This is a genomic window from Pseudomonas sp. Con_6 (genome assembly GCF_059379395.1).
The window spans coordinates 6730625-6755356 of record NZ_CM182011.1 but is presented as its reverse complement, the minus strand read 5'-3'; the positions used below and the strand labels follow the sequence as shown (position 1 = coordinate 6755356).

The 24732-nt window shown below is 62.8% G+C and carries 21 protein-coding genes and 1 tRNA gene; 19 read left to right on the top strand and 3 right to left on the bottom strand.

Annotated features, from left to right (window positions below):
- Window position 1: 1 nt before the first annotated feature.
- Genes AC5QPF_RS30550 through AC5QPF_RS30540 form a run of 3 tightly spaced genes read left to right on the top strand, consistent with a single transcriptional unit; the run spans window position 2 to window position 4901 of the window.
- Window positions 2-2131, top strand: coding sequence for a DNA recombination protein RmuC (locus AC5QPF_RS30550; RefSeq protein ID WP_494961286.1), 2130 nt, complete (start codon window positions 2-4; stop codon window positions 2129-2131).
- A complete protein-coding gene (locus tag AC5QPF_RS30545; RefSeq protein ID WP_494961285.1) occupies window positions 2131-3735 on the top strand; it encodes an N-6 DNA methylase in 1605 nt (534 codons plus the stop codon). Before AC5QPF_RS30550 ends, AC5QPF_RS30545 begins: the two co-directional genes overlap by 1 nt.
- Complete coding sequence (locus AC5QPF_RS30540; RefSeq protein WP_494961284.1) at window positions 3732-4901, top strand: restriction endonuclease subunit S; 1170 nt, start codon at window positions 3732-3734, stop codon at window positions 4899-4901. The genes AC5QPF_RS30545 and AC5QPF_RS30540 overlap by 4 nt, the downstream gene beginning before the upstream one ends.
- Before the next feature lie 99 nt (window positions 4902-5000).
- Here AC5QPF_RS30540 and AC5QPF_RS30535 read toward each other — a convergent pair.
- Window positions 5001-5077: transfer RNA gene (locus AC5QPF_RS30535), tRNA-Arg, on the bottom strand.
- Window positions 5078-5258: 181 nt separating this feature from the next.
- Here AC5QPF_RS30535 and AC5QPF_RS30530 point away from each other — a divergent pair.
- The 11 genes from AC5QPF_RS30530 (at window position 5259) to AC5QPF_RS30480 (ending at window position 17023) form a co-directional block, all read left to right on the top strand.
- A complete protein-coding gene (locus AC5QPF_RS30530) occupies window positions 5259-6008 on the top strand; it encodes a UTRA domain-containing protein (RefSeq protein ID WP_494961283.1) in 750 nt (249 codons plus the stop codon).
- On the top strand, window positions 6005-7729 hold the full coding sequence (locus tag AC5QPF_RS30525) for a fumarate reductase/succinate dehydrogenase flavoprotein subunit (RefSeq protein ID WP_494961282.1): 1725 nt from the start codon (window positions 6005-6007) through the stop codon (window positions 7727-7729). Before AC5QPF_RS30530 ends, AC5QPF_RS30525 begins: the two co-directional genes overlap by 4 nt.
- 95 nt (window positions 7730-7824) lie before the next feature.
- Window positions 7825-8070 carry a 4Fe-4S dicluster domain-containing protein gene (locus tag AC5QPF_RS30520; RefSeq protein WP_494961281.1) on the top strand — a complete coding sequence of 82 codons (246 nt, stop codon included), beginning with the start codon at window positions 7825-7827 and terminating at the stop codon, window positions 8068-8070.
- 129 nt (window positions 8071-8199) lie between these two features.
- Window positions 8200-9606 carry an ABC transporter substrate-binding protein gene (locus tag AC5QPF_RS30515; protein WP_494961280.1) on the top strand — a complete coding sequence of 469 codons (1407 nt, stop codon included), beginning with the start codon at window positions 8200-8202 and terminating at the stop codon, window positions 9604-9606.
- 15 nt (window positions 9607-9621) lie between these two features.
- Complete coding sequence (locus AC5QPF_RS30510; protein ID WP_494961279.1) at window positions 9622-10404, top strand: ABC transporter permease subunit; 783 nt, start codon at window positions 9622-9624, stop codon at window positions 10402-10404.
- Window positions 10404-11261, top strand: a complete 858-nt coding sequence (locus AC5QPF_RS30505; RefSeq protein ID WP_494961278.1) for an ATP-binding cassette domain-containing protein — start codon at window positions 10404-10406, stop codon at window positions 11259-11261. Before AC5QPF_RS30510 ends, AC5QPF_RS30505 begins: the two co-directional genes overlap by 1 nt.
- Window positions 11258-12214, top strand: a complete 957-nt coding sequence (locus AC5QPF_RS30500) for a HEAT repeat domain-containing protein (RefSeq protein WP_494961277.1) — start codon at window positions 11258-11260, stop codon at window positions 12212-12214. The genes AC5QPF_RS30505 and AC5QPF_RS30500 overlap by 4 nt, the downstream gene beginning before the upstream one ends.
- The gene (locus AC5QPF_RS30495; protein ID WP_494961276.1) at window positions 12211-12492 is read left to right on the top strand and encodes a gamma-butyrobetaine hydroxylase-like domain-containing protein; all 282 of its coding nucleotides are present in this window, start codon (window positions 12211-12213) and stop codon (window positions 12490-12492) included. The genes AC5QPF_RS30500 and AC5QPF_RS30495 overlap by 4 nt, the downstream gene beginning before the upstream one ends.
- 282 nt (window positions 12493-12774) lie before the next feature.
- Window positions 12775-14217: an NADP-dependent succinate-semialdehyde dehydrogenase gene (gene gabD, locus AC5QPF_RS30490; protein ID WP_075805974.1), complete on the top strand. Its 1443-nt coding sequence runs from the start codon at window positions 12775-12777 to the stop codon at window positions 14215-14217.
- A gap of 178 nt (window positions 14218-14395) precedes the next feature.
- On the top strand, window positions 14396-15673 hold the full coding sequence (gene gabT / locus AC5QPF_RS30485) for a 4-aminobutyrate--2-oxoglutarate transaminase (RefSeq protein ID WP_494961275.1): 1278 nt from the start codon (window positions 14396-14398) through the stop codon (window positions 15671-15673).
- 141 nt (window positions 15674-15814) lie between these two features.
- Window positions 15815-17023, top strand: coding sequence for an HDOD domain-containing protein (locus AC5QPF_RS30480; protein WP_494961274.1), 1209 nt, complete (start codon window positions 15815-15817; stop codon window positions 17021-17023).
- Between the two features lie 67 nt (window positions 17024-17090).
- Here the strand turns inward: AC5QPF_RS30480 and AC5QPF_RS30475 are convergent, their stop codons facing one another.
- Entirely contained in the window at window positions 17091-18077 is a 987-nt protein-coding gene (locus tag AC5QPF_RS30475) for a diguanylate cyclase (RefSeq protein WP_494961273.1), read from the bottom strand.
- Window positions 18078-18213: 136 nt separating this feature from the next.
- Window positions 18214-19398, bottom strand: coding sequence for a delta-9 fatty acid desaturase DesA (desA, locus tag AC5QPF_RS30470; protein WP_494961272.1), 1185 nt, complete (start codon window positions 19396-19398; stop codon window positions 18214-18216).
- Between the two features lie 149 nt (window positions 19399-19547).
- Here desA and dibA point away from each other — a divergent pair, with 149 nt between their 5' ends.
- The 5 genes from dibA (at window position 19548) to cysW (ending at window position 24731) form a co-directional block, all read left to right on the top strand.
- Complete coding sequence (dibA, locus tag AC5QPF_RS30465) at window positions 19548-21440, top strand: phosphodiesterase DibA (RefSeq protein ID WP_494961271.1); 1893 nt, start codon at window positions 19548-19550, stop codon at window positions 21438-21440.
- A 252-nt stretch (window positions 21441-21692) separates the two neighbouring features.
- Entirely contained in the window at window positions 21693-21875 is a 183-nt protein-coding gene (gene oscA / locus AC5QPF_RS30460; protein ID WP_007941032.1) for a sulfur starvation response protein OscA, read from the top strand.
- 56 nt (window positions 21876-21931) lie between these two features.
- Window positions 21932-22939, top strand: coding sequence for a sulfate ABC transporter substrate-binding protein (locus tag AC5QPF_RS30455; protein WP_494961270.1), 1008 nt, complete (start codon window positions 21932-21934; stop codon window positions 22937-22939).
- A gap of 87 nt (window positions 22940-23026) precedes the next feature.
- Window positions 23027-23845, top strand: a complete 819-nt coding sequence (gene cysT / locus AC5QPF_RS30450; protein ID WP_494961269.1) for a sulfate ABC transporter permease subunit CysT — start codon at window positions 23027-23029, stop codon at window positions 23843-23845.
- A gap of 13 nt (window positions 23846-23858) precedes the next feature.
- Window positions 23859-24731, top strand: a complete 873-nt coding sequence (gene cysW / locus AC5QPF_RS30445; protein WP_494961268.1) for a sulfate ABC transporter permease subunit CysW — start codon at window positions 23859-23861, stop codon at window positions 24729-24731.
- The last annotated feature ends 1 nt before the right edge of the window (window position 24732 follow it).

Below are 24732 nucleotides of genomic sequence, written 5' to 3'. Positions count from 1 at the left end.
CATGCAAGCCAGTCAATGGACCACGGACATCGTTGTCATCTGTGCAGTGCTCGCTGTGTTCTGCGCGCTGCTGGGGTATCTGGCCGCAGCGTTGCGTCAGGGGCGGCAGGCCAGTCAACTGGCTGCCCGGCTTGAGCAGGCCGAGCAGGCGCAAGCGTTGGCGGCTGCGGCACAGGCCGACCTGAGCGAGCAACTCAAGGCAGCACAGCTGCGCAGTCAGGAACTGCAGGTCGCGGAGGGTCGCCTGAGCGCACAACTTCAGTCATCGGCCGACAACCTGGAGCGCCTGGCCGTAGAGCAGCAGGACAGCAAGGCTGCCGTCCTCCGATTGCAGCAAAAGCTGGAGGAGAGCAGCCGGGAGCATCACGAAACCGCCACGCGCCTGGAGGCCACGCATACGGAAGGGCAGGGGCTGCAGAGACAGATCGCCGAGCTGCGCGAGCGCCTCGGGGCCGAGCAAACGACCGTCAAGGCGCTGCAGGGGGAACGTAGCGCGCTCAAGGACGAACTGGCTGCCATGGATACCAGTGCCAAGGTCGCGACGACGGGAGAGCGCGAAGCACGTGAGCAGCTTGCGGAGTCACGGCAGAAACTGGCTGAGCAGGTTCAGGCTTACAAGGAACTGATGGGGCGCTACCAGCCATTGAGCAATCAGCATGCGGAACTCAAGACCGCGCTGGACAAGGGCGAAGACGTGGTCACCGACCTGCGTGCCCGGCTGGATGCGGCACAGCTCGCCACTGCGCAGCTGCAAACCGGCTGGAATCAGTGCAAGGATGCGTTGGCCAGCGAAGGCCAGCGTAGCAAGGCCCTGGAAACCTCCGAGCGGGAATTGCGCCAGCAACTCCAGGACATCAAGGCCCAGCAAGTCTCCGCAGCCGAGCGCTATGAAGAGCTCCAGACCCGCTTTGCCACATTGGGCAGCGACTACACCAGGCTCAGGACCGAGATGGATGAGCGGCAGTCCAGTCATGCTCGCGAGCTCGCCAGTTTCGAACAGCAGAAAAACAGCCTGAGCGAGCAGTTCAAGCTGCTTTCCAACGAGATCCTCGAGGCGAAGGCCCAGGCGCTTCAAGAGAACAGCAAACTCAGTCTGAATGCTGTGATGACACCCTTCCAGCAATCCATCGACAGTTTCAAGCGCGAGGTGCAGGAAATCCATCACCGCGAAACCACCCAGCAGGGCGAGTTGCGCAAGGAACTGGAATCGCTCAAGGCGCTGAACCAGCAAATCACCACCGAAGCCCATGAGTTGTCCACCGCGTTGCGTGGGCAGAAAAAGCTTCAGGGCAACTGGGGTGAGCTGGTGCTGGAAAACGTGCTGGATCGTTCCGGGCTGGAGTTGGGCAAGGACTACCAGCGTGAGGTCAGCATTACCACGGAAGAGGGGCGCCAGCGCCCCGATGCCGTGGTTTACCTGCCGCAAGACAAACACCTGATCATCGATGCCAAGGTATCGCTCAACGCCTACACCCGCTTCGTCAACGCCGAGGATGAACGCGAGCGTGCCGTGGCGCTGAAAGAGCATGTCCAGGCCGTTGCTGCGCGTATCCGGGAGCTGGCTGACCGCGATTACTATAAGCTGCCAGGGCTGAACTCACCCGATATGGTGTTCATGTTCATTCCCATCGAGTCCGCGTTCGTCGAGGCGCTCAAGGCTGACGAGACCCTCTTTCAGCAGGCAATCGAGAACAATGTGCTGGTCGCAACGCCGACGACGCTGCTGACCAGCCTCAATATCGTTCGCCAACTCTGGCGTTACGAGGACCAGAACAAGCACACTGCCGCGCTGGCCAACCGGGCGGAGACGGTATTCAAGAAGCTCAATACCTTCCTTGGCAGCTTCGAGAAGATCAAGAAGGGCCTGGAAACCGCTACCGATGCCTACGTCAAGGCCGAGGGGCAACTGGTCAGCGGCAAGGGCAACCTGGTCAAGCAAGTGGGAGAATTCAAGAATCTCGCACCGGCCATCAAGGCTCAGCTCCCCGCTTATTTCGTCGACAAGGCCGCACTGGAAATCGACTTCATTCCTGCAGTGCAAGACATCGAGACGCTGAACGACAGCGCCAACGACGAAAGCCTGCTAGCCGAAACCGACATTGATACTGAAACCGAACACGAGATGAACTGATGCTCACCGGCAAACTTCGCAACGATATCGACAAGCTCTGGGAGAAATTCTGGACTGGCGGTATCACCAACCCGCTGACCGTGATCGAGCAGATCAGCTACCTGATGTTCGCGCGCATGCTCGACATGCAGGAAGACCTGGCGGAGCGCAAGGCCAGGCGCACCGGCAAGGCATTCGATCGCTTGTTCCCCGATACGCCGGAAGGCCAACTGCTGCGCTGGAAGAACTTCCACAACCTGGGCGGCAGCGAGCTGCACAAGCATCTCAAGCAGAAGGTCTATCCGTCCTTCGCCACGCTGGGCAAGCAGTCGGATGCTGCGGATGGGCTGGGCGCGGAAGGCAGTGTCCTGGGAGCGCTGGGCCATATCGGCGAATACATGCAGGACGCCGATCTCGAGATCAAGAACGAGGCAGTACTGACCTCTGCCGTCGAGATGGTCAACGCCCTGCCGCTGACCCAGAGCGACGTCAAGGGTGATATCTACGAGTACCTGCTGAGCAAGCTCACCACTGCGGGGATCAACGGTCAGTTCCGTACCCCGCGGCATATCATCGACGCGATGATCGAACTGCTCGCGCCGCGGCCGACCGATGTCATCTGCGACCCATCCTGCGGTACCGCCGGTTTCCTTGCGCGGACCATGGAGTACCTGAACCAGGTACATTCCAGCGACGCCGGCATTTTCACCGACGAGGATGGCAACCTGCATTACAGCGGCGACCTGCTGGAGCCCTATCGCGAGCACATCAACAAGCACATGTTCTGGGGCTTCGACTTCGACACCACCATGCTGCGGGTGTCCAACATGAACATGATGCTGCACGGGGTGAATGGCGCGAACATCCATTACCTGGACACGCTGAACAAGGACATCCTCGAAAAATACCCGGAGCAGCAGGAGAACTTCTTCGATGTGATCCTCGCCAACCCGCCGTTCAAAGGCAGCCTGGACGAGAGCAACGTCAATCCGCGCTTGACCGAGATGGTGAAGACCAAGAAGACCGAACTGCTGTTCGTCGCGCATATTCTGCGCTCGCTGAAATTGGGCGGGCGGGCTGCGGTGATTGTGCCGGATGGGGTGTTGTTCACGTCCAGCAAGGCGCACCAGCAACTGCGTAAGGAGTTGCTTGAAAACAATCAGCTCGAAGGCGTGATCAGTTTGCCCAGTGGTGTGTTTAAGCCCTATGCAGGTGTCAGCACGGCCATCCTGATTTTTACCAAGGGTGGTACGACCGAACGTGTCTGGTTCTACGACCTGCAGGCTGACGGCTACTCGCTGGACGATCGACGCAATGAGCTGAAAGGAGAAGGGTGCAACGATTTACCCGACGCGATCGCCCAGTGGAAGAAATACCAGCAGATGGTTCAAGGTTGTGTCAGTGTAAACACCGTCAATACTTTGTTCGGCGATAAGCGAAAAAAGGCTTTTGTCGTGCTCGCCGAAGATATTGTCGGGAAAAAGTATGATCTCTCCATCAACCGCTACAAGGAAGTTGAGTACCAGCAGGTGAAGTACGAAGATCCGAAGGTCATACTGCAACAGCTGAAAGTGCTGGGGCAGGAAATTCTGGAAGATCTTGATGAGTTGGAGGGAATGTTGTGAACTGGCCGATGCTTAAACTGGGCGAGGTTGCACCGGCAGAGGTGAGTAAACACAGTTTTGCTACGGATGCCGAGGTGTGGGCGTTAAATCTGGATCAGGTAGAGCCTCATACGGGTACAGTCCTGAAAAAAATCATGGTGCCAGCTTCGGAAGCAGGCGTATCGACGCACGGTTTTGATGAGCGCCATGTCCTTTATTCAAAGCTTCGTCCGTATTTGAATAAGGTTGTGCTCCCCGACGAGGCCGGTTTGGCAACTACCGAGCTTGTTCCGCTAATGCCGGACCCAAGCAGACTTGATCGTAGATATCTGGCCTGCTATTTACGGTCAAAGAAATTTCTTGATTGGGTCAGCGCTCAGGTAGCGGGTGCAAAGATGCCTAGAGTTTCCATGCAGTCGTTCTGGCAGCATGAAATGCCTGTGCCTCCACTGTCTGAGCAGCAACGTATAGTCACGATCCTGGAAAAGGCCGAGGCCATTCGTCGCAAGCGGCAGCGAGCTACTCAGCTTTCTGACGATTTTCTGCGCACTGCTTTCCTTGAATTGTTCGGTGACCCGGTGACCAATCAGAAGGGTTGGCCAGTCGAGTATCTACCTGATATGGGCTCTTTCAAAAACGGGCTGAACTATGCGAAGGAGGAGGCAGGAGTCACTGTTAATTTTCTAGGCGTTGGAGATTTCAAGTCCTTGGACAGAATCGAAGGTGTGAATACACTTTCGACCATCCAGTTAGATGCAATGCCCGCAGAAGATTATTTGTTGGCTGATGGCGACCTGGTGTTTGTCAGGTCGAACGGAAACAAGGCTCTTGTTGGTCGCTGTCTTGCGGTATACCCGGGTGACGAGAATCTGACATTCAGCGGGTTTTGTATTCGTTTCAGGCTCTCCAGTGAGCGTTTGACTTCTGAGTATCTGAACTATCTGTTCCGCGTACCTTCGATCAAGAATGAAATGCTGAAGGGCGGTCAGGGAGCCAATATTCAGAACATCAATCAGAAAATACTTTCTGAGATGGCTGTTCCCGTTCCTCCGCTGGAGCTGCAGAATAAATTCATTACCATCGTTGACTCGTTCAAAAGGCTTCAGGCCAAGATCGGTCGCGACCTCGATGAAGTTAATGATCTGTTCAACGCTATCGTTGGGAAAGCTATTTCAGGCCAGCTATAGAGGCGGCTGGTTGCGAAGTGGAGGCTCCGACACCGTCTGAGGGGGACGGGACACTGAAAACAAAAAAGGCCCAGGTTTTCACCTGGGCCTTCTCGTATATGGCGCACTCGGCGGGATTCGAACCCACGACCCCTGCCTTCGGAGGGCAGTACTCTATCCAGCTGAGCTACGAGTGCAACGCGGGCGCCATGATACCCATCTTGGGGTATGGCGTCCATCGCCTTGATCTTCGGCCTTTTTCCCCCTGCCACCGTGGACTATCCATATTCGATATCGGTATTTCCTCGTTCTCCCTTAGATCGCCTACGCTCTCGTCACAACTTGTTATAACAAGTCACCATTCCAGTGAAGAGAACCATGGCCGAACTGCTCCCCATGTCCCCGGTACCGCTCTATTCCCAGCTCAAGGAACTGCTGCGCGAGCGCATCCTTGACGGTACCTATCCGCCCCACAGCCGCATGCCCTCCGAGGCTGAGCTGGGCAAGGCCTTCGAGGTCAGCCGCATCACTGTGCGCCAGGCCCTGGGGGATCTGCAGAAGGAGGGACTGATCTTCAAGATCCACGGCAAGGGCACCTTCGTCGCCAAGCCCAAGGCGTTCCAGAACGTCAGCACCCTGCAGGGCCTGGCCGAGTCGATGACGCAAATGGGCTACGAGGTGATCAACCGCCTGCGCAGCCTGCGGCATGTACCGGCCAATGCCCTGGTGGCGGCGCGCTTGCAGATCGAGGAAGGCGCGCCGGTCACCGAGATCCGCCGCGTGCGCCTGATCAACCGCGAGCCGGTGTCGCTGGAGCTGACCTGGCTGCCCCGGGCCATCGGCGAAAAACTGGAGAAGGCCGACCTGGTGACCCGCGACATCTTCCTGGTCCTGGAAAACGACTGCGGTATCGCCCTCGGCCATGCCGACCTGGCTATCGACGCGGTGCTGGCCGACAGCGACCTGACCCAAGCGCTGGAAGTGGAAGAGGGCTCGCCGATCATGCGTATCGAGCGCCTGACCCACGCCGCCGACGGTACGCCGCTGGATTTCGAACACCTCTATTACCGCGGCGACGCCTTCCAGTATCGCCTGCGCATCGACCGGCAGAAGGGGCCCAAGGCATGAGCATCGCGACCCAGGACTACGACATCGTCATCATCGGCGGCGGCACCGCCGGGCCCATGGCCGCGATCAAGGCCAAGGAGCAAAACAAGAGCCTGCGCGTGCTGCTGCTGGACAAGGCCAACGTCAAGCGCAGCGGCGCCATCAGCATGGGCATGGACGGCTTGAACAACGCCATCATCCCCGGCCATGCCACGCCAGAGCAGTACACCAAGGAAATCACCGTGGCCAACGACGGCATCGTCAACCAGGCCGCCGTGCATGCCTACGCCACCCACAGCTTCGAGACCATCGAACAGCTCGACCGCTGGGGCGTGAAGTTCGAAAAGGACGAGACCGGCGACTACGCAGTGAAGAAGGTCCACCACATGGGCGCCTACGTGCTGCCGATGCCGGAAGGGCACGACATCAAGAAGGTCCTGTACCGCCAGCTCAAGCGCGCCCGGGTCGAGATCAGCAACCGCATGGTCTGCACCCGCGTGCTGCTGGATGGCGAAGGCGCCGCTGCCGGGGTGCTGGGTTTCGATTGCCGCAGCGGCGAATTCCGCGTGATCCGCGCCAAGGCAGTGATCCTTGCCTGCGGCGCCGCTGGCCGCCTGGGGCTGCCGTCCTCGGGCTACCTGATGGGCACCTACGAGAACCCGACCAACGCCGGCGACGGCTACGCCATGGCCTACCACGCCGGGGCTGAGCTTGCGAACCTCGAATGTTTCCAGATCAACCCGCTGATCAAGGATTACAACGGCCCGGCCTGCGCCTACGTCACCGGCCCGCTGGGCGGCTACACCGCCAACAGCAAGGGCGAGCGCTTCATCGAGTGCGACTACTGGAGCGGACAGATGATGTGGGAGTTCCACCAGGAGCTGGAGGGCGGCAACGGGCCGGTGTTCCTCAAGCTCGATCACCTGGCCGAGGAAACCATCCAGAACATCGAGGAAATCCTGCACAGCAACGAACGGCCCAGCCGCGGGCAGTTCCACGCCAATCGCGGCACCGACTACCGCCAGCACATGGTGGAGATGCATATCTCCGAAATCGGCTTCTGCTCGGGGCATTCGGCGTCCGGGGTGTGGGTCAACGAGAAGGCCGAGACCAGCGTGAAGGGGCTGTATGCCGCCGGGGACATGGCGGCGGTGCCGCACAACTACATGCTCGGGGCGTTTACCTATGGCTGGTTCGCCGGGATCAATGCGGCGAACTACGTGGCGCAGCGTGACTTCGCCGAGGTCGACGAGGCCCAGGTCGAGCGCGAGAAGGCGCGGGTGTTCGCGCCGCTGAATCGCGAGCACGGCCTGCCGCCGGCGCAGGTCGAGTACAAGCTGCGGCGCATGGTCAACGACTACCTGCAGCCGCCGAAGGTGACCAAGAAGATGGAAATCGGCCTGGCGCGCTTCGCCGAGATCGAGCGCGACCTGGCGCAGATGAAGGCGCACAACCCCCATGAGCTGATGCGGGCGATGGAAGTGGCGGTGATCCGCGACTGCGCCGAGATGGCGGCCCGGGCCTCGTTGTTCCGCGAGGAGAGCCGGTGGGGGTTGTATCACCACCGGGTGGATTTCCCGGAGCGCAATGATGGTGAGTGGTTCTGCCATTGCCATATGAAGAAGGGCGAGAACGGTGCGATGACCAGTTTCAAGAAAGAGGTCGAGCCGTACCTGATTGCACTGGATGCGGAGGAGCAGACGGCCTACGAGCGCCTGCGCGTCCGGGTGGATGCCGCCTGATTTTGCAGTGGTCTTGCCAGCGATGAGGCCATCAAGAACACCACAAGTTGTCAGCCACAGATAAAGAGAGCCACAGGCTCCAAGGACCCCGTGAAATGGCCTATCAAGCCCAGGACATCTTCTTGCGCAGCAGCGCTCCGGTCACCATCGACGAAGACAAGTGCATCGCCGAGAAAGGCTGCACCGTCTGCGTCGAGGTCTGCCCCATGGACCTTCTGGCGATCAACCCGGCGACCCAGAAGGCCTACATGGCCTTCGACGAATGCTGGTACTGCATGCCCTGCGAAAAAGACTGCCCCACCGGCGCGGTAAAGGTCGAGATTCCCTACCTGCTGCGCTGAGCCACCGACACCCAGCAACACGCCATCCGGCCAAACCACCGGACGCCCATCCCGATGCCCCTCGTTTCCCACCACCCAGCCCGGTGGCGGAGACGATTCCAATACCTAACGATTCGAGGGGAAACACCCATGCGCCTTGCAACCACCGTGGCCGGCCTCGCGCTGGCGATCGCTAGCCTCAACGCCAGCGCCGAAACCATCCGCGTCGCCATCGGCACCCAGGACACCACCATCAACTGCGCCACCGGTGGCCTGCTGATCCGCGAGTTGGGCCTGCTCGACAAGTACCTGCCCCATGACGGCAAGTACAAGGACGCCAAGTACCAGATCGAGTGGAAGAACTTCACCAGCGGCGCGCCGCTGACCAACGAGATGGTCGCCGGCAAGCTGGACTTCGGCGCCATGGCCGACTTCCCCGGCTCGTTCAACGGCGTCGCCCACCTCGACGCCGGCAAGCGCAGCCTGTTCATCAGCGTGCTGTCCGGCAGCGTGCACGGCAGCGGCAACGGCATCGTGGTGCCGGCGGCGTCCAGCGTGCAGTCCCTGGCCGAACTCAAGGGCAAGACCATCTCCGTACCCTTCGCCTCCACCGCCCACGGCATGCTCCTGCGCGCCATCGCCGCCCAGGGCTGGGACCCGCAGAAGGACGTGAAGATCATCGCCCAGGCCCCGGAGATCGCCGGTTCCGCCCTGCGCAGCAACCGTATCGAGGCCCACGCCGACTTCGTGCCGTTCGCCGAGCTGTTCCCCAACCGCGGCTTCGCCCGCAAGATCTACGACGGTGCCCAGGCCAACGCACCGACCTTCCACGGCACACTGGTCGATGCCGACTACGCGAAGAAATACCCGGAAGTGGTCACCGCCTACCTGCGCGCCAGCCTGGAGGCCGACCGCCTGATCGCCGCCGAGCCGGAGAAGTACAGCGAGCTGATCGAGAAGGTCACCGGCATCGAGGCCGAGGTCAATTACCTGTTCCACGGCCCGCTCGGCCTGCAGACCCGCGACCTGACCTGGAAACCCGAGTACCGCCGGGCGGTGGCCACCTCCATCGACACCCTCAAGCTGCTGAAGAAGACCGATCGCGGCCTGGACACCGACAAGTTCGTCGACGACCAGTACATCCGCGCCGCTTTCAAGCAGGCCGGCCAGGATTACGACGCCGCGCTGAACAACTACGCACCGCTGCCCCTCAAGGCCAACGACGCCGCGACCGGCAAGTCGATCACCGACTTCAGCCGCCTGGCGCAGATCTGGGTGCGCGGCGAGGACAAGGTCCGTCACTACGCTTCGCCGGAAGCCGCGCTGAGCGCCCTGGCCCAGCTGGAACAGGAGGGCAAGGACATCCGCGCCATCTACGCCCAGGCGGCGGACAGCGGCATCAAGCTGTTGGCCAACCAGGCCTGGTTCGTGCGCAACGGCCAGGGCGAGCTGTCCGCCTTCCTGCTCAAGGACCAAGCCGAGCAGTACGCCAAGGCCCATGGCGGCGAGGCCCTGGACTTCGTCGACGCCAACCGCAAGCTGGTCGCCCAGCGCTGACCGGAGGCCATTCGCATGACCAGCCCTTTGATCCGCTGGCCCGTGCGCGTGGCGTCGCTGCTGGCCTGCCTGTTGTTCTGGCAGGTCGCGGCGAGTCACAAGCTCGACCTGGGCCTGTTCACCTTCACCTATGTGCCGACGCCGGGCTCGGTGCTCGATGCCGCCTGGCAACTGTTCACCTCCAGCACCCTGGTCATGCACCTGGCCAGCAGCCTGTCGCGGGTGTTTTCCGGCTACCTGCTGGCGGCCGTGCTGGGCGTTGGCCTCGGCCTGCTGATCGGCCGTTCGCGCTGGGCCGAGGACAGCCTGCTGCCGCCCCTGGAAGTGCTGCGGCCGATCCCGGCGGTGGCGTGGATTCCGCTGGCGATCCTGATGTTCCCGTCGTCCGAGCTGTCCATGGTGTTCATTACCTTCACCGGCGCGCTGTTCCCGGTGCTGCTCAACACTGTGCACGGCGTCGAGGCGGTGGACCCGCGACTGGTGGCGTCGGCGCGCAGCCTCGGCGCCGGGCGCTGGGCGATCCTGCGTGAAGTGGTGCTGCCGGGCGCCTTGCCCAGCATCGTCACCGGCCTGGCCATCGGCATGGGCACCTCGTGGTTCTGCCTGGTGACCGCCGAGATGATCTCCGGGCAGTTCGGTATCGGCTACTACACCTGGGAGTCCTACACCTTGCAGAACTACCCGGACATCATCGTCGGCATGCTGCTGATCGGCGTGCTGGGCATGGGCAGCAGCGCCCTGGTCAAGCGCCTCGGCGCGCTGGCCACGCCCTGGTACCGTGTGCGGAGGACGTCCTGATGACGAGTTATCAACAGGCGCCGGAACCGGGGCGCATCGATGCCCGCGGCGTGTCCATCCGCCTGGGGCAGGGCAACCAGGCCTTCGAGGCGGTGCAGGCGCTGGATTTCGCCATCGAGCCAGGCGAGTTCGTGTGCATCCTCGGGCCGTCCGGTTGCGGCAAGTCCACCTTGCTCGGCGCGCTGGCCGGGCACCTGGTCCCCAGTGGCGGCGAGCTGCTGGTGGATGGTCGCGCTGTCGAGGGCCCGTCGCCGCAGCGCGGCATGGTCTTCCAGCACCACACTCTGCTGCCGTGGCGCAGCGTGCTGGACAACGTCGCCTTCGGCCTGAAGATGCAGGGCCAAGGCAAGGCCGAACGGCAGCGGCGCGCTCTGGAAATGTTGCAACTGGTGGGGCTATCCGACTTCGCCGAGCGCTGGCCCAGCCAGTTGTCCGGTGGCATGCAGCAGCGCGCCGAGATTGCCCGGGTGCTGATCAACCGGCCGCGTCTGTTGCTGATGGACGAACCCTTCGGCGCCCTCGACGCGCAGACCCGTTCGCGCATGCAGGAACTGCTGCTGGATATCTGGACGCGCATCCGCACCACCGTGGTCTTCGTCACCCATGACATCGACGAGGCGCTGTTCCTCGCCGACCGCATCCTGGTGATGAGCCCGCGTCCCGGGCGCTTTATCGAAGACCTGCGCCTGAGCTTTCCCCGGCCGCGCCACGCCAGCCTGCTGACCAGCGCGGAATTCACCCATCTCAAGCGTCACTGTCTGGCCCTGCTACGCCACGAGGAGGGCCGCGAACTGCCGCGCCTGACCCCGCTCGGTCTGCCGGACAGCGACTACCCACCGCTACGGATCGCCCTATGACCGACAGAACCTGCGACAACCCCGACATCCTCGAACTGCTGCCGCGCCTCAATGACAGCGACGCCGCCGTGCGCCGGATCGCCCTGATCGATCTCGCCGACCTGGAAGATCCCGACGGCCTGCCGTGGCTGACCGACGCCCTGCTGGTGGATCCGGCAGCGGAGGTTCGCGCCGAGGCCGCGCGCCTGCTGGAAGCCTGGGAGGAACCGGAAGTGGTGCAGGGGCTGTGTGCGGCTTTGGCCGACAGTGCCGAGCCGGTCCGGCTGGCGGCGGCGCAGAGTCTCAGCGAGTTGAAGAGCCTGGAAGCGGGCCAGTTGATCCTGCCGTGGGCCAAGCATGCCGACGCCTTCGTCCGCGCCAGTGCCTTGCGCGCCCTGCGTGAGTTGCGCCTGGAGGAGGCGGCGGGGCCGGCACTGCTGGCGCTGGAAGACCACGAGGCTTCGGTGCGCCGCGAGGCGGTTGGGATCCTGGGCTGGCTCAAGCATCAACCGGCGTTGCCGGCGCTGGCGCGGCTGGCTGCCGAAGAACCGGATACCGACGTGCGTCGCGCCGCCATCGGCGCACTTGGCCTGGCCCGCGACAGCGGCGTCCTTGATGCCCTGACCGCAGCGCTGCGTGACGAGGCCTGGCAGGTGCGCGAGGAAGCGGCCACCACTTTGGGCAAGGTCGGCCATGAGGCGGCCGGCCCGGCGCTGATTGAAGCCTTGCAGGACGGTTACTGGCAGGTCCGCCTGCGCGCGGCGCGTTCCCTCGGGCGGCTGCGGCATCGTCCGGCGCTGGCTGGTCTGGCCGAGCTGCTGGGCCATGGTATCGCCAACCTGCGCAAGGAAGCGGCGCTGGCCCTTGGCGAGCTGGGTGATGCGGCGGCCTTGCCTGCGTTGCATGCCGCCGAGACGGATGGCGATCCTGAGGTGCGCAAGGCCGTGCGCATCGCTCTGGTGCAGTTGCAGTGAGCGTGCCTCGAGGCGTGCGCAACCGGCGCGAGCATGGCGAGCTGGTCCTGCAATGGGACGACGGCGAGCAGGTGATCAGCCATGCCCGGCTGCGCGGCGCGTGTCCGTGTTCGCAATGTCGAGCGGGAAGGCTGGGTGGGCGCATCGATCTGGTCAGCGACACGGTGCGGGTGGAGCGGGTCGAAGGGCAGGGCTATGGTATCCAGCTGGTGTTCAGCGATGGACATGAGCGGGGGATCTATCCTTGGGCCTACCTGAAGGAGCTTGGGTGTTGCTGATGGCCCTATCGCTGGCTTGCCAGCGATAGGGCCAGTGAGGTCACCGCCGGTCGCCTGCCCCTACCACCCATTCCGTCAATCGTTCTTTTTTTCAAACGCCCTATTGTCCTTTTAGGGAGTTGCTCCTAGGATTCGTTCGAGATTTCAAACGCTCGACGCCTGCGAGTGGAACATTGGCCCGAATCCGGTGCCTCAATTCCTACAGGCTGGTGCCCACGCCGGGCACTGACTCCACAATCAACAATTCGCGCCGTCCGTGCACGGTGTTCAAGGGAAGTCGACATGCAGCTCAAAGACGCTCAGTTGTTCCGTCAGCAAGCCTTCATCAACGGTGAGTGGCTGGATGCGGACAGCGGCCAGACCATCAAGGTGACCAACCCGGCCACCGGCGAAGTCATCGGTACCGTGCCGAAAATGGGCGCTGCCGAAACCCGCCGTGCCATCGAAGCCGCCGACAAGGCCCTGCCGGCCTGGCGTGCCCTGACCGCCAAGGAACGTGCTGGCAAGCTGCGCCGCTGGTTCGAGCTGATGATCGAGAACCAGGACGACCTGGCTCGCCTGATGACCACCGAGCAAGGCAAGCCACTGGCCGAAGCCAAGGGCGAGATCGCCTACGCTGCCTCGTTCATCGAGTGGTTCGCCGAAGAAGCCAAGCGCGTCTACGGTGACGTCATCCCTGGCCACCAGCCAGACAAGCGCCTGATCGTCATCAAGCAGCCGATCGGCGTTACCGCCGCCATCACCCCTTGGAATTTCCCGGCGGCGATGATCACCCGTAAAGCCGGTCCTGCCCTGGCCGCTGGCTGCACCATGGTGCTGAAACCTGCTTCGCAGACCCCTTACTCCGCCCTGGCCCTGGTCGAGCTGGCGACCCGTGCCGGCATCCCGGCTGGCGTGCTGAGCGTGATCACCGGCAGCGCCGGCGAAGTTGGTTCCGAGCTGACCGGCAACTCCCTGGTTCGCAAGCTGTCCTTCACCGGCTCGACCGAAATCGGTCGCCAGCTGATGGAAGAATGCGCCAAGGACATCAAGAAGGTTTCCCTGGAACTGGGCGGTAACGCGCCGTTCATCGTGTTCGACGACGCTGACCTGGACAAGGCAGTGGAAGGCGCGATCATTTCCAAGTACCGCAACAACGGCCAGACCTGCGTCTGCGCCAACCGCATCTACGTGCAGGACGGTGTCTACGACGCCTTCGCCGAGAAGCTGAAAGCTGCGGTCGCCAAGCTGAAGATCGGCAACGGTCTGGAAGAAGGCACCACCACCGGCCCGCTGATCGACGGCAAGGCTGTTGCCAAGGTCCAGGAGCACATCGAAGACGCCGTCTCGAAAGGTGCCAAGGTCCTGTCCGGTGGCAAGCTGATCGAAGGCAACTTCTTCGAGCCGACCATTCTGGTCGACGTACCGAAGACCGCTGCTGTCGCCAAGGAAGAGACCTTCGGCCCGCTGGCGCCGCTGTTCCGCTTCAAGGACGAGGCCGAAGTCATCGCCATGTCCAACGACACCGAATTCGGCCTGGCCTCGTACTTCTACGCCCGTGACATGAGCCGTGTGTTCCGTGTCGCCGAAGCGCTGGAATACGGCATGGTCGGCATCAACACCGGCCTGATCTCCAACGAGGTCGCGCCGTTCGGTGGTATCAAGGCGTCGGGCCTGGGCCGTGAAGGCTCCAAGTACGGCATCGAGGACTACCTGGAAATCAAATACCTGTGCCTCAGCATCTGAGCCGGGTCTAAGGCTTTACCTCTGCCAGCGGGGCGCGAGAGCGACGTCTCGCTGGCCTTTTTTACACAGGAACACCCGGCGGCCCGGGCCACGCCAGCAGTCGATCAACGAATACTGCCTGCCGTGAATACCGGTCGCCAATCTGAACTCGCCGCTCAATCGGCGAATTGAGGACACTATGAGCAAGACCAACGAATCCCTGATGCAGCGTCGCGTCAACGCCGTTCCACGCGGTGTAGGCCAGATCCACCCGATCTTCGTCGATACCGCGAAGAACTCCACCGTGATCGACGTTGAAGGCCGCGAACTGATCGACTTCGCCGGCGGCATCGCAGTACTGAACACCGGTCACCTGCACCCGAAAGTGGTTGCCGCTGTCCAGGAACAACTGACCAAGGTCAGCCACACCTGCTTCCAGGTCCTGGCCTACGAGCCTTACGTCGAGCTGTGCGAGAAGATCAACGCTCGCGTTCCAGGCGACTTCGCCAAGAAGACCCTGCTGGTCACCACCGGCTCCGAAGCCGTTGAAAACGCCGTCAAGATCGCCCGTGCCGCCACCGGCCGCGCTGGCGTGATCGCCTTCACCGGCGGCTACCACGGCCGTACCATGATGACCCTGGGCCTGACCGGTAAAGTCGTGCCTTACTCCGCAGGCATGGGCCTGATGCCAGGCGGCATCTTCCGCGCCCTGTTCCCGAACGAGCTGCACGGTGTGAGCGTCGACGAGTCGATCGCTTCCATCGAGCGCATCTTCAAGAACGACGCCGAGCCACGCGACATCGCTGCGATCATCATCGAGCCCGTCCAGGGCGAAGGCGGCTTCCTGCCTGCGCCGAAAGAGCTGATGAAGCGTCTGCGCGCCCTGTGCGACCAGCACGGCATCCTGCTGATCGCCGACGAAGTGCAGACTGGCGCTGGCCGTACCGGCACCTTCTTCGCCATGGAGCAGATGGGCGTCGCGCCTGACCTGACCACCTTCGCCAAGTCCATCGCTGGCGGCTTCCCGCTGGCCGGTGTGTGCGGCAAGGCCGAATACATGGACGCCATCGCCCCGGGCGGCCTGGGCGGCACCTACGCCGGTTCGCCGATCGCGTGCGCCGCGGCCCTGGCCGTGATCGAAGTGTTCGAAGAAGAGAAACTGCTGGAGCGCAGCCAGGCTGTTGGCGAGCGTCTGGTTGCCGGTCTGAAGGCCATCCAGGCCAAGCACCCGATCATCGGTGACGTGCGTGCCCTGGGCTCGATGATTGCTGTTGAAGTCTTCGAGAAAGGCACTCACACCCCGAACGCTGCCGCGGTCAACGCCGTGGTTGCCAAGGCGCGTGACAAGGGCCTGATCCTGCTGTCCTGCGGCACCTACGGCAACGTCCTGCGTATCCTGGTTCCGCTGACCGCCGAAGACGCGCTGCTGGACAAAGGCCTGGCCATCATCGAAGAGTGCTTCGCTGAACTTGCCTGATCTGTGACGTGTTAGAAAAAACCCGCTTCGGCGGGTTTTTTTTCGTCTCCGGGATGAACTTTGGGCGCTAAGGTTTCTAAGGGTTACAGGAGAAGTACCGGAAGGTACGCTGGAACGCGTCATGCTTGTAAGGAGATCCCGATGACTGCTGTAAACCTCGCCGCCGCGCCCAAGGTGATGATTGCCGAGGGAGACCCGTGGGTGCGCGACATGTTGACCCAGATGCTGCTCAGCGTGCGTTGCGACGCTGAAGTGAAGGTCTGTGCCAATGGCAACGAAGCGCTGGATGGGCTGGCGAGCAAGCCTGACCTGATCATCGCCGCCCGCGAACTGCCGGGCCTCGATGGCCTCGATCTGCTGCGCAAGGTGCGTTCGCGGCCGCGTACGCCGGCCTTGCCGTTCATCATCATCAGCAGCCGCAGCGATGTGAACAGCGTGCGCGAAGCGCTGCCGCTGGCACCGACGGCGTACCTGAGCAAGCCGTTGAACCTCGATCTGCTGCGCCAGCGCCTGGAAGAGCAGTTGCTCAAGATGGGCGAGCCGGTTTCCTGCGAGGCACCGGTGTTGCGAGCCGGGCAGACCTTGCCGCGCTTTATCGAGGAGCACCGCGCCACGGCCGATGGTGGTCCGCTGTTTGCTGATGTACAGCAGGCGATCAAGCGTGCCTTGAACCCACAGGGGCTGGATTTGCGGGTGCTGGAAGAGGAGGTGCGCGAGGACCCGCAGATTACCGCCGTGCTGATCGCGGCGGCCAACAGTGCCGCCCTGCACCGCGAGGGCAATGTACAGACGCTGCTGCAGGCGCTGAACAAGCTGGGCACGACCCAGAGCATGAATCTGATCCTGGGCCTGGCGCTCAAGCGCAGTGCCAAGCTCAGTGATCCGCTGCTGGGCCGCTATGCCGAGGAATACTGGAACCTGTCGCTGCGTTGCGCCGAATACGGGCGCAACCTGGCGCAGATGCTGGAACTGGACCATGAGCGTTGCTATTGCGCCGGATTGCTGCATTGCCTGGGAGACCTGGCGCTGCTGCGCTGCCTGCAAGAATGGCGGCTGGCGGGAGGCGAGCTGGACGAGAACGAGATCGAGCTGTCGCTGAGCCAATCGGGCGCGGCCTATGGCTCGGCGCTGCGCACGCGCTGGCGCTTGCCGCTGGAGCTGCGTGAGTTGATCGCAGCGATCTACCAACTGGGCGGCGGGGTGTATTCGCGGGAAGATTTGGTGATGAACCTGGCCGGGCAGATGGCGCGGCTGGGGGCGGAGGATGGGCTGGAGGAGATTGCTGCGGGCAAGACCGCGCGTTTGCTCAAGGTAGGACGGGCGGAGCTGGCGCGGTTGCGCAAGGAATAACCGAGGCCACGCGGACCCTGTGGGAGCGGGTCCCCGCCAAACCAATGAGTCATGTGTTTTACAGGAGTCAGCCCAGAACGATCTGGTTCTTGCCCTGCCGCTTCGCCTGGTACATCGCAGCATCCGCCCGGGCGAACAGGTCGTCCAGCAACCCGTCTTCCGCCGCCATCCCGGTCAACCCCTGGCTCACCGTCACACCGTAAGTCTGCCCTTCATGGCTGAAGCTCAACCTCTGGATCTCCCGCTGCAAGCGCAACGCCACCTGCATCGCCATCTCCGGCGGACACCCCGGAAACACCGCAGCAAATTCCTCACCACCAATCCGCCCGAACAGATCCCCTCGGCGCAACGCCGTCTTGCCGCTATCGGCAATGCGCTGTAGCACCTGGTCGCCCTCGGGATGCCCGTAGGTGTCGTTCACCTGCTTGAAATCATCGATGTCCAACAACAGGAACGAAAACGGTGCGCCCTCCGCCCGGGCCTTGTCGAAGGCCTGCTCGGCGCATTCGAAGAAGTGCCGGCGGTTGCTGCTCTGGGTCAGCACGTCGGTGGTGGCCAGGCGCTGAAGTTCGCCTTCGAGCTGCTTCTTCTCGGTGATGTCCTCGGCCATGCCGACCACGATCACCCGCTGGCCCTCGCTCTGCTGGTTGATGAAGCACTTGTCGCTGAGCCAGCGCACCTGGCCGTCGGCGGCGATGATGCGGTACTCGCGGTCTTCCACCGCACCTTTGACCAGCACATCGGCGAGGGTGCGCTCGGCGTAGTCGAGGTCGTCGGGGTAGATCGCGTCGCGCCACTGGTTGTAGTCGGCCAGCAGCAGGCTGGCGGGGCGTCCGAAGATGCGTTCGTAGGCCGGGCTGACATACAGCACCTGGCGGGTTTCCCAGTCGAAGGCCCAGAGCACCGCGTTGACGCTGTCCAGCAGCGAGCTGAACAACTGCTCGCGCTCACTCAGGCGCGCGACTTCGCCCTGGGCGTGCATCAAGGCCAATAGGGTCTGGGCAGCCTCGGGAGGCGGATTGAACGGCGGGGACGGCGTGGTGTTCTTGACCATGTTCGCAGTACTTCTAGTAAGGCGCAGGGGGCCACGGCCCGGCCCGCCAGGCGGGCGACATATCTGGTAAGAACTTGATTCGGGAGGGAAGTTCCGAAGCGGGCGCCCCATTGCGGGGCGCTCCGATCAGTGGCCGTCAGGCCAGGGCAGGGCGCAGCGAGTAGGTTTTCAGTTGCGCGGCGAACTCACGCAGCGAGTGGATACCACTGGCCTCGGCCTCGTGCACCCATTCCTTGATGGCCGCGAGCATGTCGTGGCCATTGGCGCTGGTGCGGGCCCAGATCTGCTGCAGGGCCAGGCGCTTCTCGTAGATCACCTTCAGCGCGTGGCTGTGCTCCAGCATGGTCTGGATGCGCTGGTGGTGACGGTCTTCCAGCAGGCTGGTCTCCCGCGACAGCAGGCGCTTGGCGCGGCGGAATTGGTGGCGTACCGAATCGTCGACCCTGGCCAGCTCCTGTTTGACCAGCGGGCCGATCACCAGCTTGCGATACTGCGCCATGATCTGGAAGCGGTTGTTGAGAATCGCCATGGCAGTGTCCATGTCCAGTTGGCCCTTGCCTTCGACGCGGTGAGCGATCGGCGCCACGCGCTGCACCTTGGCCAGGCGCAGCCAGGTGAACAGCTTGATCCAGGCCCAGCCCATGTCGAATTCCCAGCGCTTGACCGACAGTTTGGCCGAGTTGGGGTAGGTGTGGTGGTTGTTGTGCAGCTCCTCGCCGCCGATGACGATGCCCCACGGTACCAGGTTGGTGGCGGCGTCGCGGCATTCGAAGTTGCGATAGCCCACGGCATGCCCGAGCCCGTTGACCACACCGGCGGCCCAGAACGGAATCCACATCATCTGCACGGCCCAGATGGTGATACCGATGGTGCCGAACAGCAGCAGGTCGATCACCGCCATCAAGGCGATGCCGCCGAGCTTGTAGCGCGAATAGACATTGCGCTCGATCCAGTCCTCGGGGCAGTTCTTGCCGTAGATACGCAGGGTCTCCGGGTTGCGCGCCTCTTCGCGGTACAGCTCGGCGCCCTTGCGCAGCACGGTGGACAGGCCCTTGACCACAGGGCTGTGGGGATCGTCTTCGGTTTCGCACTTGGCGTGGTGTTTGCGGTGGACGGCGGTCCACTCGCGGGTGTTCTGCGCCGTGGTCAGCCACAGCCAGAAACGGAAGAAATGCTTGAGACCGGCATTCAGCTCCAGGGAGCGGTGGGCCGAGTAGCGGTGCAGATAGACCGTGACCGCGACGATGGTCACGTGGGTCATCAGCAGGGTGACCGCCAGCAGTTGCCAGGCCGACAGGTCGAGTAAACCGTAGTACCACATAGGTGGGAGTGCCCTCTTAGAGCGGTTGGACAGCGATCGACATTATTACCACGATGTCAAATAAAACCAGTCGGCCTTTTAGATAGGAGGTCAACCGGGAAAAGTGTCCCTATAATGCCCCATCTTTTGATGTGGGCATCCGAGACGCTATGTCTGTTTCCGCACGAGACGCCTTGCGCATGGCCGCGCTGTACCTGGTGCTGTCGCTGTTGTGGCTGGTCGTATCTGATCAAATATTAAGCAGTGTTTTCGATGATCCGGTGGATAAGGCCAACTGGCAGTTGGTCAATGCCTACACCTGGGCGGCCTGCAGCGCCGTGCTCATCTTCCTGTCACGGGTGCGCCTGCTCAACTTCATCGGCCTCGGTGCACGCCTGCGCCGCGAAGACCGCGAGCGCCTGCGCATGGCTGCGGCGGTGTTCGACAGCACCCTGGAAGGGGTGCTGGTCAGCGACCGGGACGGCATCATCGTCCACGTCAACCGCGCCTTCATGAACATCACCGGCTACCAGCGCGAGGAAGTCATCGGCCAGCGCCCGAACAAGTTCAAGTCTGGCCGCCACGACAAAGCCTTCTACCAGGCCATGTACGCCGCCCTCGACGACAAGGGTGAGTGGAGCGGCGAGGTGTGGAACCGACGCAAGAGCGGCGAGGTATACCCGCAGTGGCAGACCATCTGCGCGATCCGCGACGATGGCGGCGAATTGACCCACTATGTCGCCGTGTTCAGTGATATCAGTGCGATCAAGCATACCGAGCGCGAACTGGCCTTCCTGGTTCACCACGATCCGCTGACCAACCTGCCCAACCGCCTGCTGTTCAACGACCGTGCCGCGCAGGCACTGGCGGCGGCGCAGGCCAACAAGCGCGGCTGCGCCTTGCTGCTGCTCGATCTCGATCATTTCCAGAGCATCAACGACAGCCTGGGCCACAACATCGGCGACCAGTTGCTCAAGGCCGTGGCCGACCGCCTCAAGCTGGTGATTGATCCCGGAGTCACCCTGGCCCGGCTGGGTGGCGACGAGTTCGCCATCCTCAGCGAGAACTGCGCCCAGGTGGGGCAGGCGGCGGACCTGGCGCAACTGATCGTCAACGTGCTGAAAGAGCCCTACGAGCTGGAGAACCACCGCCTGTTCAGCAGCGTCAGCATCGGCATCAGCCTGTTCCCCAGCGATGCGCAGAGTGCCGAGCAACTGCTGCGCAATGCCGATGCGGCGCTGTTCAAGGCCAAGGGCAACGGCCGTTCCGGCTACGCGCTGTACACCGAGGAACTGACCGCCCATGCCCAGCAGCGGGTGGAGACCGCCAGCGAGCTGCGCCGGGCCCTGGAACAGGGCGAACTGCGTGTCTACTACCAGCCGGTGCACGACCTGTTCAGCGGCAGGATGATCGGCGCCGAAGCCCTGGTGCGCTGGCTGCACCCGCAGCGCGGGCTGGTACCGCCGGGGGAGTTCATCCCGATCGCCGAGCGCACCGGGCTGATCGCCGATATCGACATGTGGGTCATGCGCGAGTCCTGCCAGCAGATGGTGCGCTGGCTGGGCGAGGGCAAGGTGCTCGATTTCGTTGCCTGCAACGTGTCCAGCCGCCTGTTCGCCCATCGCGAGATGTACAAGCAGGTGGCGCAGGTGCTCGATGACACGGGGCTCGAGCCGTCGCGGCTGGAGGTCGAGGTGACCGAGAGTGCGGTGATGGATGATCCGGAGGTGGCGCTGGAGCAGCTGCATCGCCTGCGCGACCTGGGGTTGCGGCTGGCCATCGATGACTTCGGCACCGGCTATTCGTCGCTGCTGCGGCTCAAACGCCTGCCGGTACAGAAGCTGAAGATCGACCAGGGCTTCGTCGCCGGGTTGCCCAATGACGACGATGACGTGGCCATCGTGCGAGTGATCATTGCGTTGGCGCGGAGCATGGGGATGGCGATCCATGCCGAGGGGATCGAGCAGTCGGAGCAGGCGCGCTTCCTGCTGGAGCACCAGTGCGACATGGGTCAGGGGTATTGGTATGGCCGCCCAGTACCGCCGCAGGACCTTCGCTGGTAAGGCTGCACGCGGACCCTGTGGGAGCGGGTTCACCCGCGATTGCGATAGTGAGTCCACCACCGCAATCGCGGGTGAACCCGCTCCCACAGGGGCCGCGATACGCTCCAGGACCAATCATCAATTCAGTTATATAAAAATTCTTAAATAGTATTTTTAAGAATATTCAGCCCCCCATAAGATTGCTCCCACACCAGGCGCAGTCACCTTCCTACCTCGCTGCTCCCGGGCCCCCACACTCAAAGGAGCACGAGCATGAGCGCATCTCTGCGTAGCGTTGACGGTCAGGACGAAGCAACCATCCTGCGCGAAATCCAGAGCGCATTGCGTGACCTGCGTTTCGGCGCGGTGGAGATTACCGTGCACAACGCTCAGGTCGTACAGATCGAACGCAAGGAAAAATTCCGTCTGCAGAACCCGGGCAACAAGCCGAGCTGAAGCTCGCCAACACCGGGTCACCTAATTAGAAAAACGCCAAAATCGGGAGCTTCACCATGTCTATCCGCCGTTATGCCCTGGCCGCACTTGCCAGTGCTGTGTTTGCCGGTTCCGCCATTGCCAAGGACTACGAGCTGCTGAACGTGTCCTATGACCCAACCCGTGAGCTGTACCAGCAGTACAACGCCGAGTTCATCAAGCACTGGCAACAGGCCAACCCCAGCGACAAGGTGAAGATCCAGCAATCCCACGGCGGTTCGGGCAAACAGGCCCGCGCGGTGATCGACGGCCTGCGCGCCGACGTGGTGACCCTGGCCCTGGCCGGCGACATCGACGAAGTGGCCAAGCTCGGCAAGACCCTGCCGGAGAACTGGCAGACCCGCCTGCCGGACGCCAGCACCCCGTACACCTCGACCATCGTGTTCCTGGTACGCAAGGGCAACCCGAAAGGCATCAAGGACTGGGGCGACCTGATCAAGAAGGACGTTTCCGTCATCACTCCGAACCCGAAAACCTCCGGTGGCGCCCGCTGGAACTTCCTCGCCGCCTGGGCCTACGGCCTGAAAGCAGGCGGCAGCGAAGCCAAGGCCCAGGAATACGTGAAGGAGCTGTTCAAGCACGTACCGGTGCTGGACACCGGCGCCCGCGGCTCGACCATCACCTTCGTCAACAATGGCCAGGGCGACGTCCTGCTGGCCTGGGAAAACGAAGCCTTCCTGGCGCTGAAGGAAGACGGTGGCAGCGACAAGTTCGAGATCGTCGTGCCGTCCCTGTCGATCCTCGCCGAACCGCCGGTGGCTGTGGTCGACAAGAACGCCGAGAAGAAGGGTAACGAGAAGATCGCCGAGGAATACCTCAAGTACCTGTACAGCCCGGTCGGGCAGAAGATCGCCGCCGACAACTTCTACCGTCCGCGTGACGAGAAGGTCGCAGCCCAGTACGCCAACCAGTTCCCGAAACTGGACCTGGTCACTATCGACAAAGACTTCGGTGGCTGGAAGACTGCCCAACCCAAGTTCTTCAATGATGGCGGCGTGTTCGACCAGATCTACTCGGCGCAGTGATCGCGCCTGAATAGAATGCTTGCCGTTTCGTAGCCAGCATGGGCCCGGGCTTAGTCCCGGGCTTCGTGCGTTCAACCAGGGACCTTTATGTCACGTCGTATCTCTCCCGTCATACCCGGCTTCGGGCTGACGCTGGGCTACACCTTGGTGTACCTCAGCCTGATAGTGCTCATACCGCTGGGAGCCATGTTCGTCCACGCCTCGCAGCTCACCTGGGAGCAGTTCTGGAACATCGTCAGCGCCCCGCGAGTCCTCGCCGCGCTGAAGCTGAGTTTCGGCACCGCTCTCTTCGCCGCCATCATCAATGGCCTGATCGGTACCCTGCTGGCCTGGGTCCTGGTGCGCTACACCTTCCCCGGGCGCAAGATCATCGATGCGATGATCGACCTCCCATTCGCCCTGCCCACCGCCGTTGCCGGTATCGCCCTGACCGCCCTGTACGCCCCGTCCGGCTGGGTCGGCCAGTTCGCCACCGACCTCGGCTTCAAGATCGCCTACACCCCGCTCGGCATCACCCTGGCACTGACCTTCGTCACCCTACCGTTCGTGGTGCGCACGGTGCAGCCGGTGCTCGCCGACATCCCCCGGGAAGTCGAAGAGGCCGCCGCCTGCCTCGGTGCCAAGCCGCTGCAGGTGTTCCGCCACGTGCTGCTGCCGGCGCTGCTGCCGGCCTGGCTGACCGGCTTCGCCCTGGCCTTCGCCCGTGGCGTCGGCGAGTACGGCTCGGTGATCTTCATCGCCGGCAACATGCCGATGAAGACCGAGATCCTGCCGCTGCTGATCATGGTCAAGCTGGACCAGTACGACTACACCGGCGCCACCGCCATCGGCGTGCTGATGCTGGTGGTTTCCTTCATCCTGCTGCTGCTGATCAACCTGCTGCAGCGGCGCATCGAAACCCCTTGAAGGAGGCCTGAGCATGTCTGCATCCGCAATTGGCGCGGCCGCTTCGGCCAACGCCGCCCGCCGTGGCAGCGCCACTGCCCGGCGTGTGCTGATCGGCCTTGGCTGGCTGATCTTCGCCCTGTTTCTCCTGCTGCCCCTGGTGATCGTGGTGTCCCAGGGCCTGAAGATGGGCCTGGGCACCTTCTTCGAAGCGATCTTCGAAGCCGACGCCCTGTCCGCCCTGAAACTGACCCTGCTCGCCGTGGCCATCTCGGTGCCGCTGAACCTGGTGTTCGGCGTCTGCGCGGCCTGGTGCGTGAGCAAGTACGACTTCCGCGGCAAGAGCATCCTGGTAACCCTGATCGACCTGCCGTTCTCGGTCTCGCCGGTGATCGCCGGTCTGGTGTACGTGCTGATGTTCGGCGCCCAGGGCCTGTTCGGGCCGTGGCTGCAAGACCACGATATCCAGATCGTCTTCGCTCTGCCGGGGATCGTGCTCGCGACGATCTTTGTCACCGTGCCCTTCGTCGCCCGTGAACTGATCCCGCTGATGCAGGAGCAGGGCACACAGGAAGAGGAGGCCGCGCGCCTGCTCGGCGCCAACGGCTGGCAGATGTTCTGGCACGTGACCCTGCCGAACATCAAGTGGGGCCTGATCTACGGCGTGGTGCTGTGCACCGCGCGGGCGATGGGCGAGTTCGGCGCGGTGTCGGTGGTGTCCGGCCACATCCGCGGCGTGACCAACACCCTGCCGCTGCATGTCGAGATCCTCTACAACGAATACAACCATGTCGCGGCCTTCAGCGTGGCCAGCCTGCTGCTGATCCTGGCGCTCTTCATCCTGCTGCTCAAGCAGTGGAGCGAGAACCGCATTAACCGTCTGCGCCACAGTGCGGCGGAGGAATAAT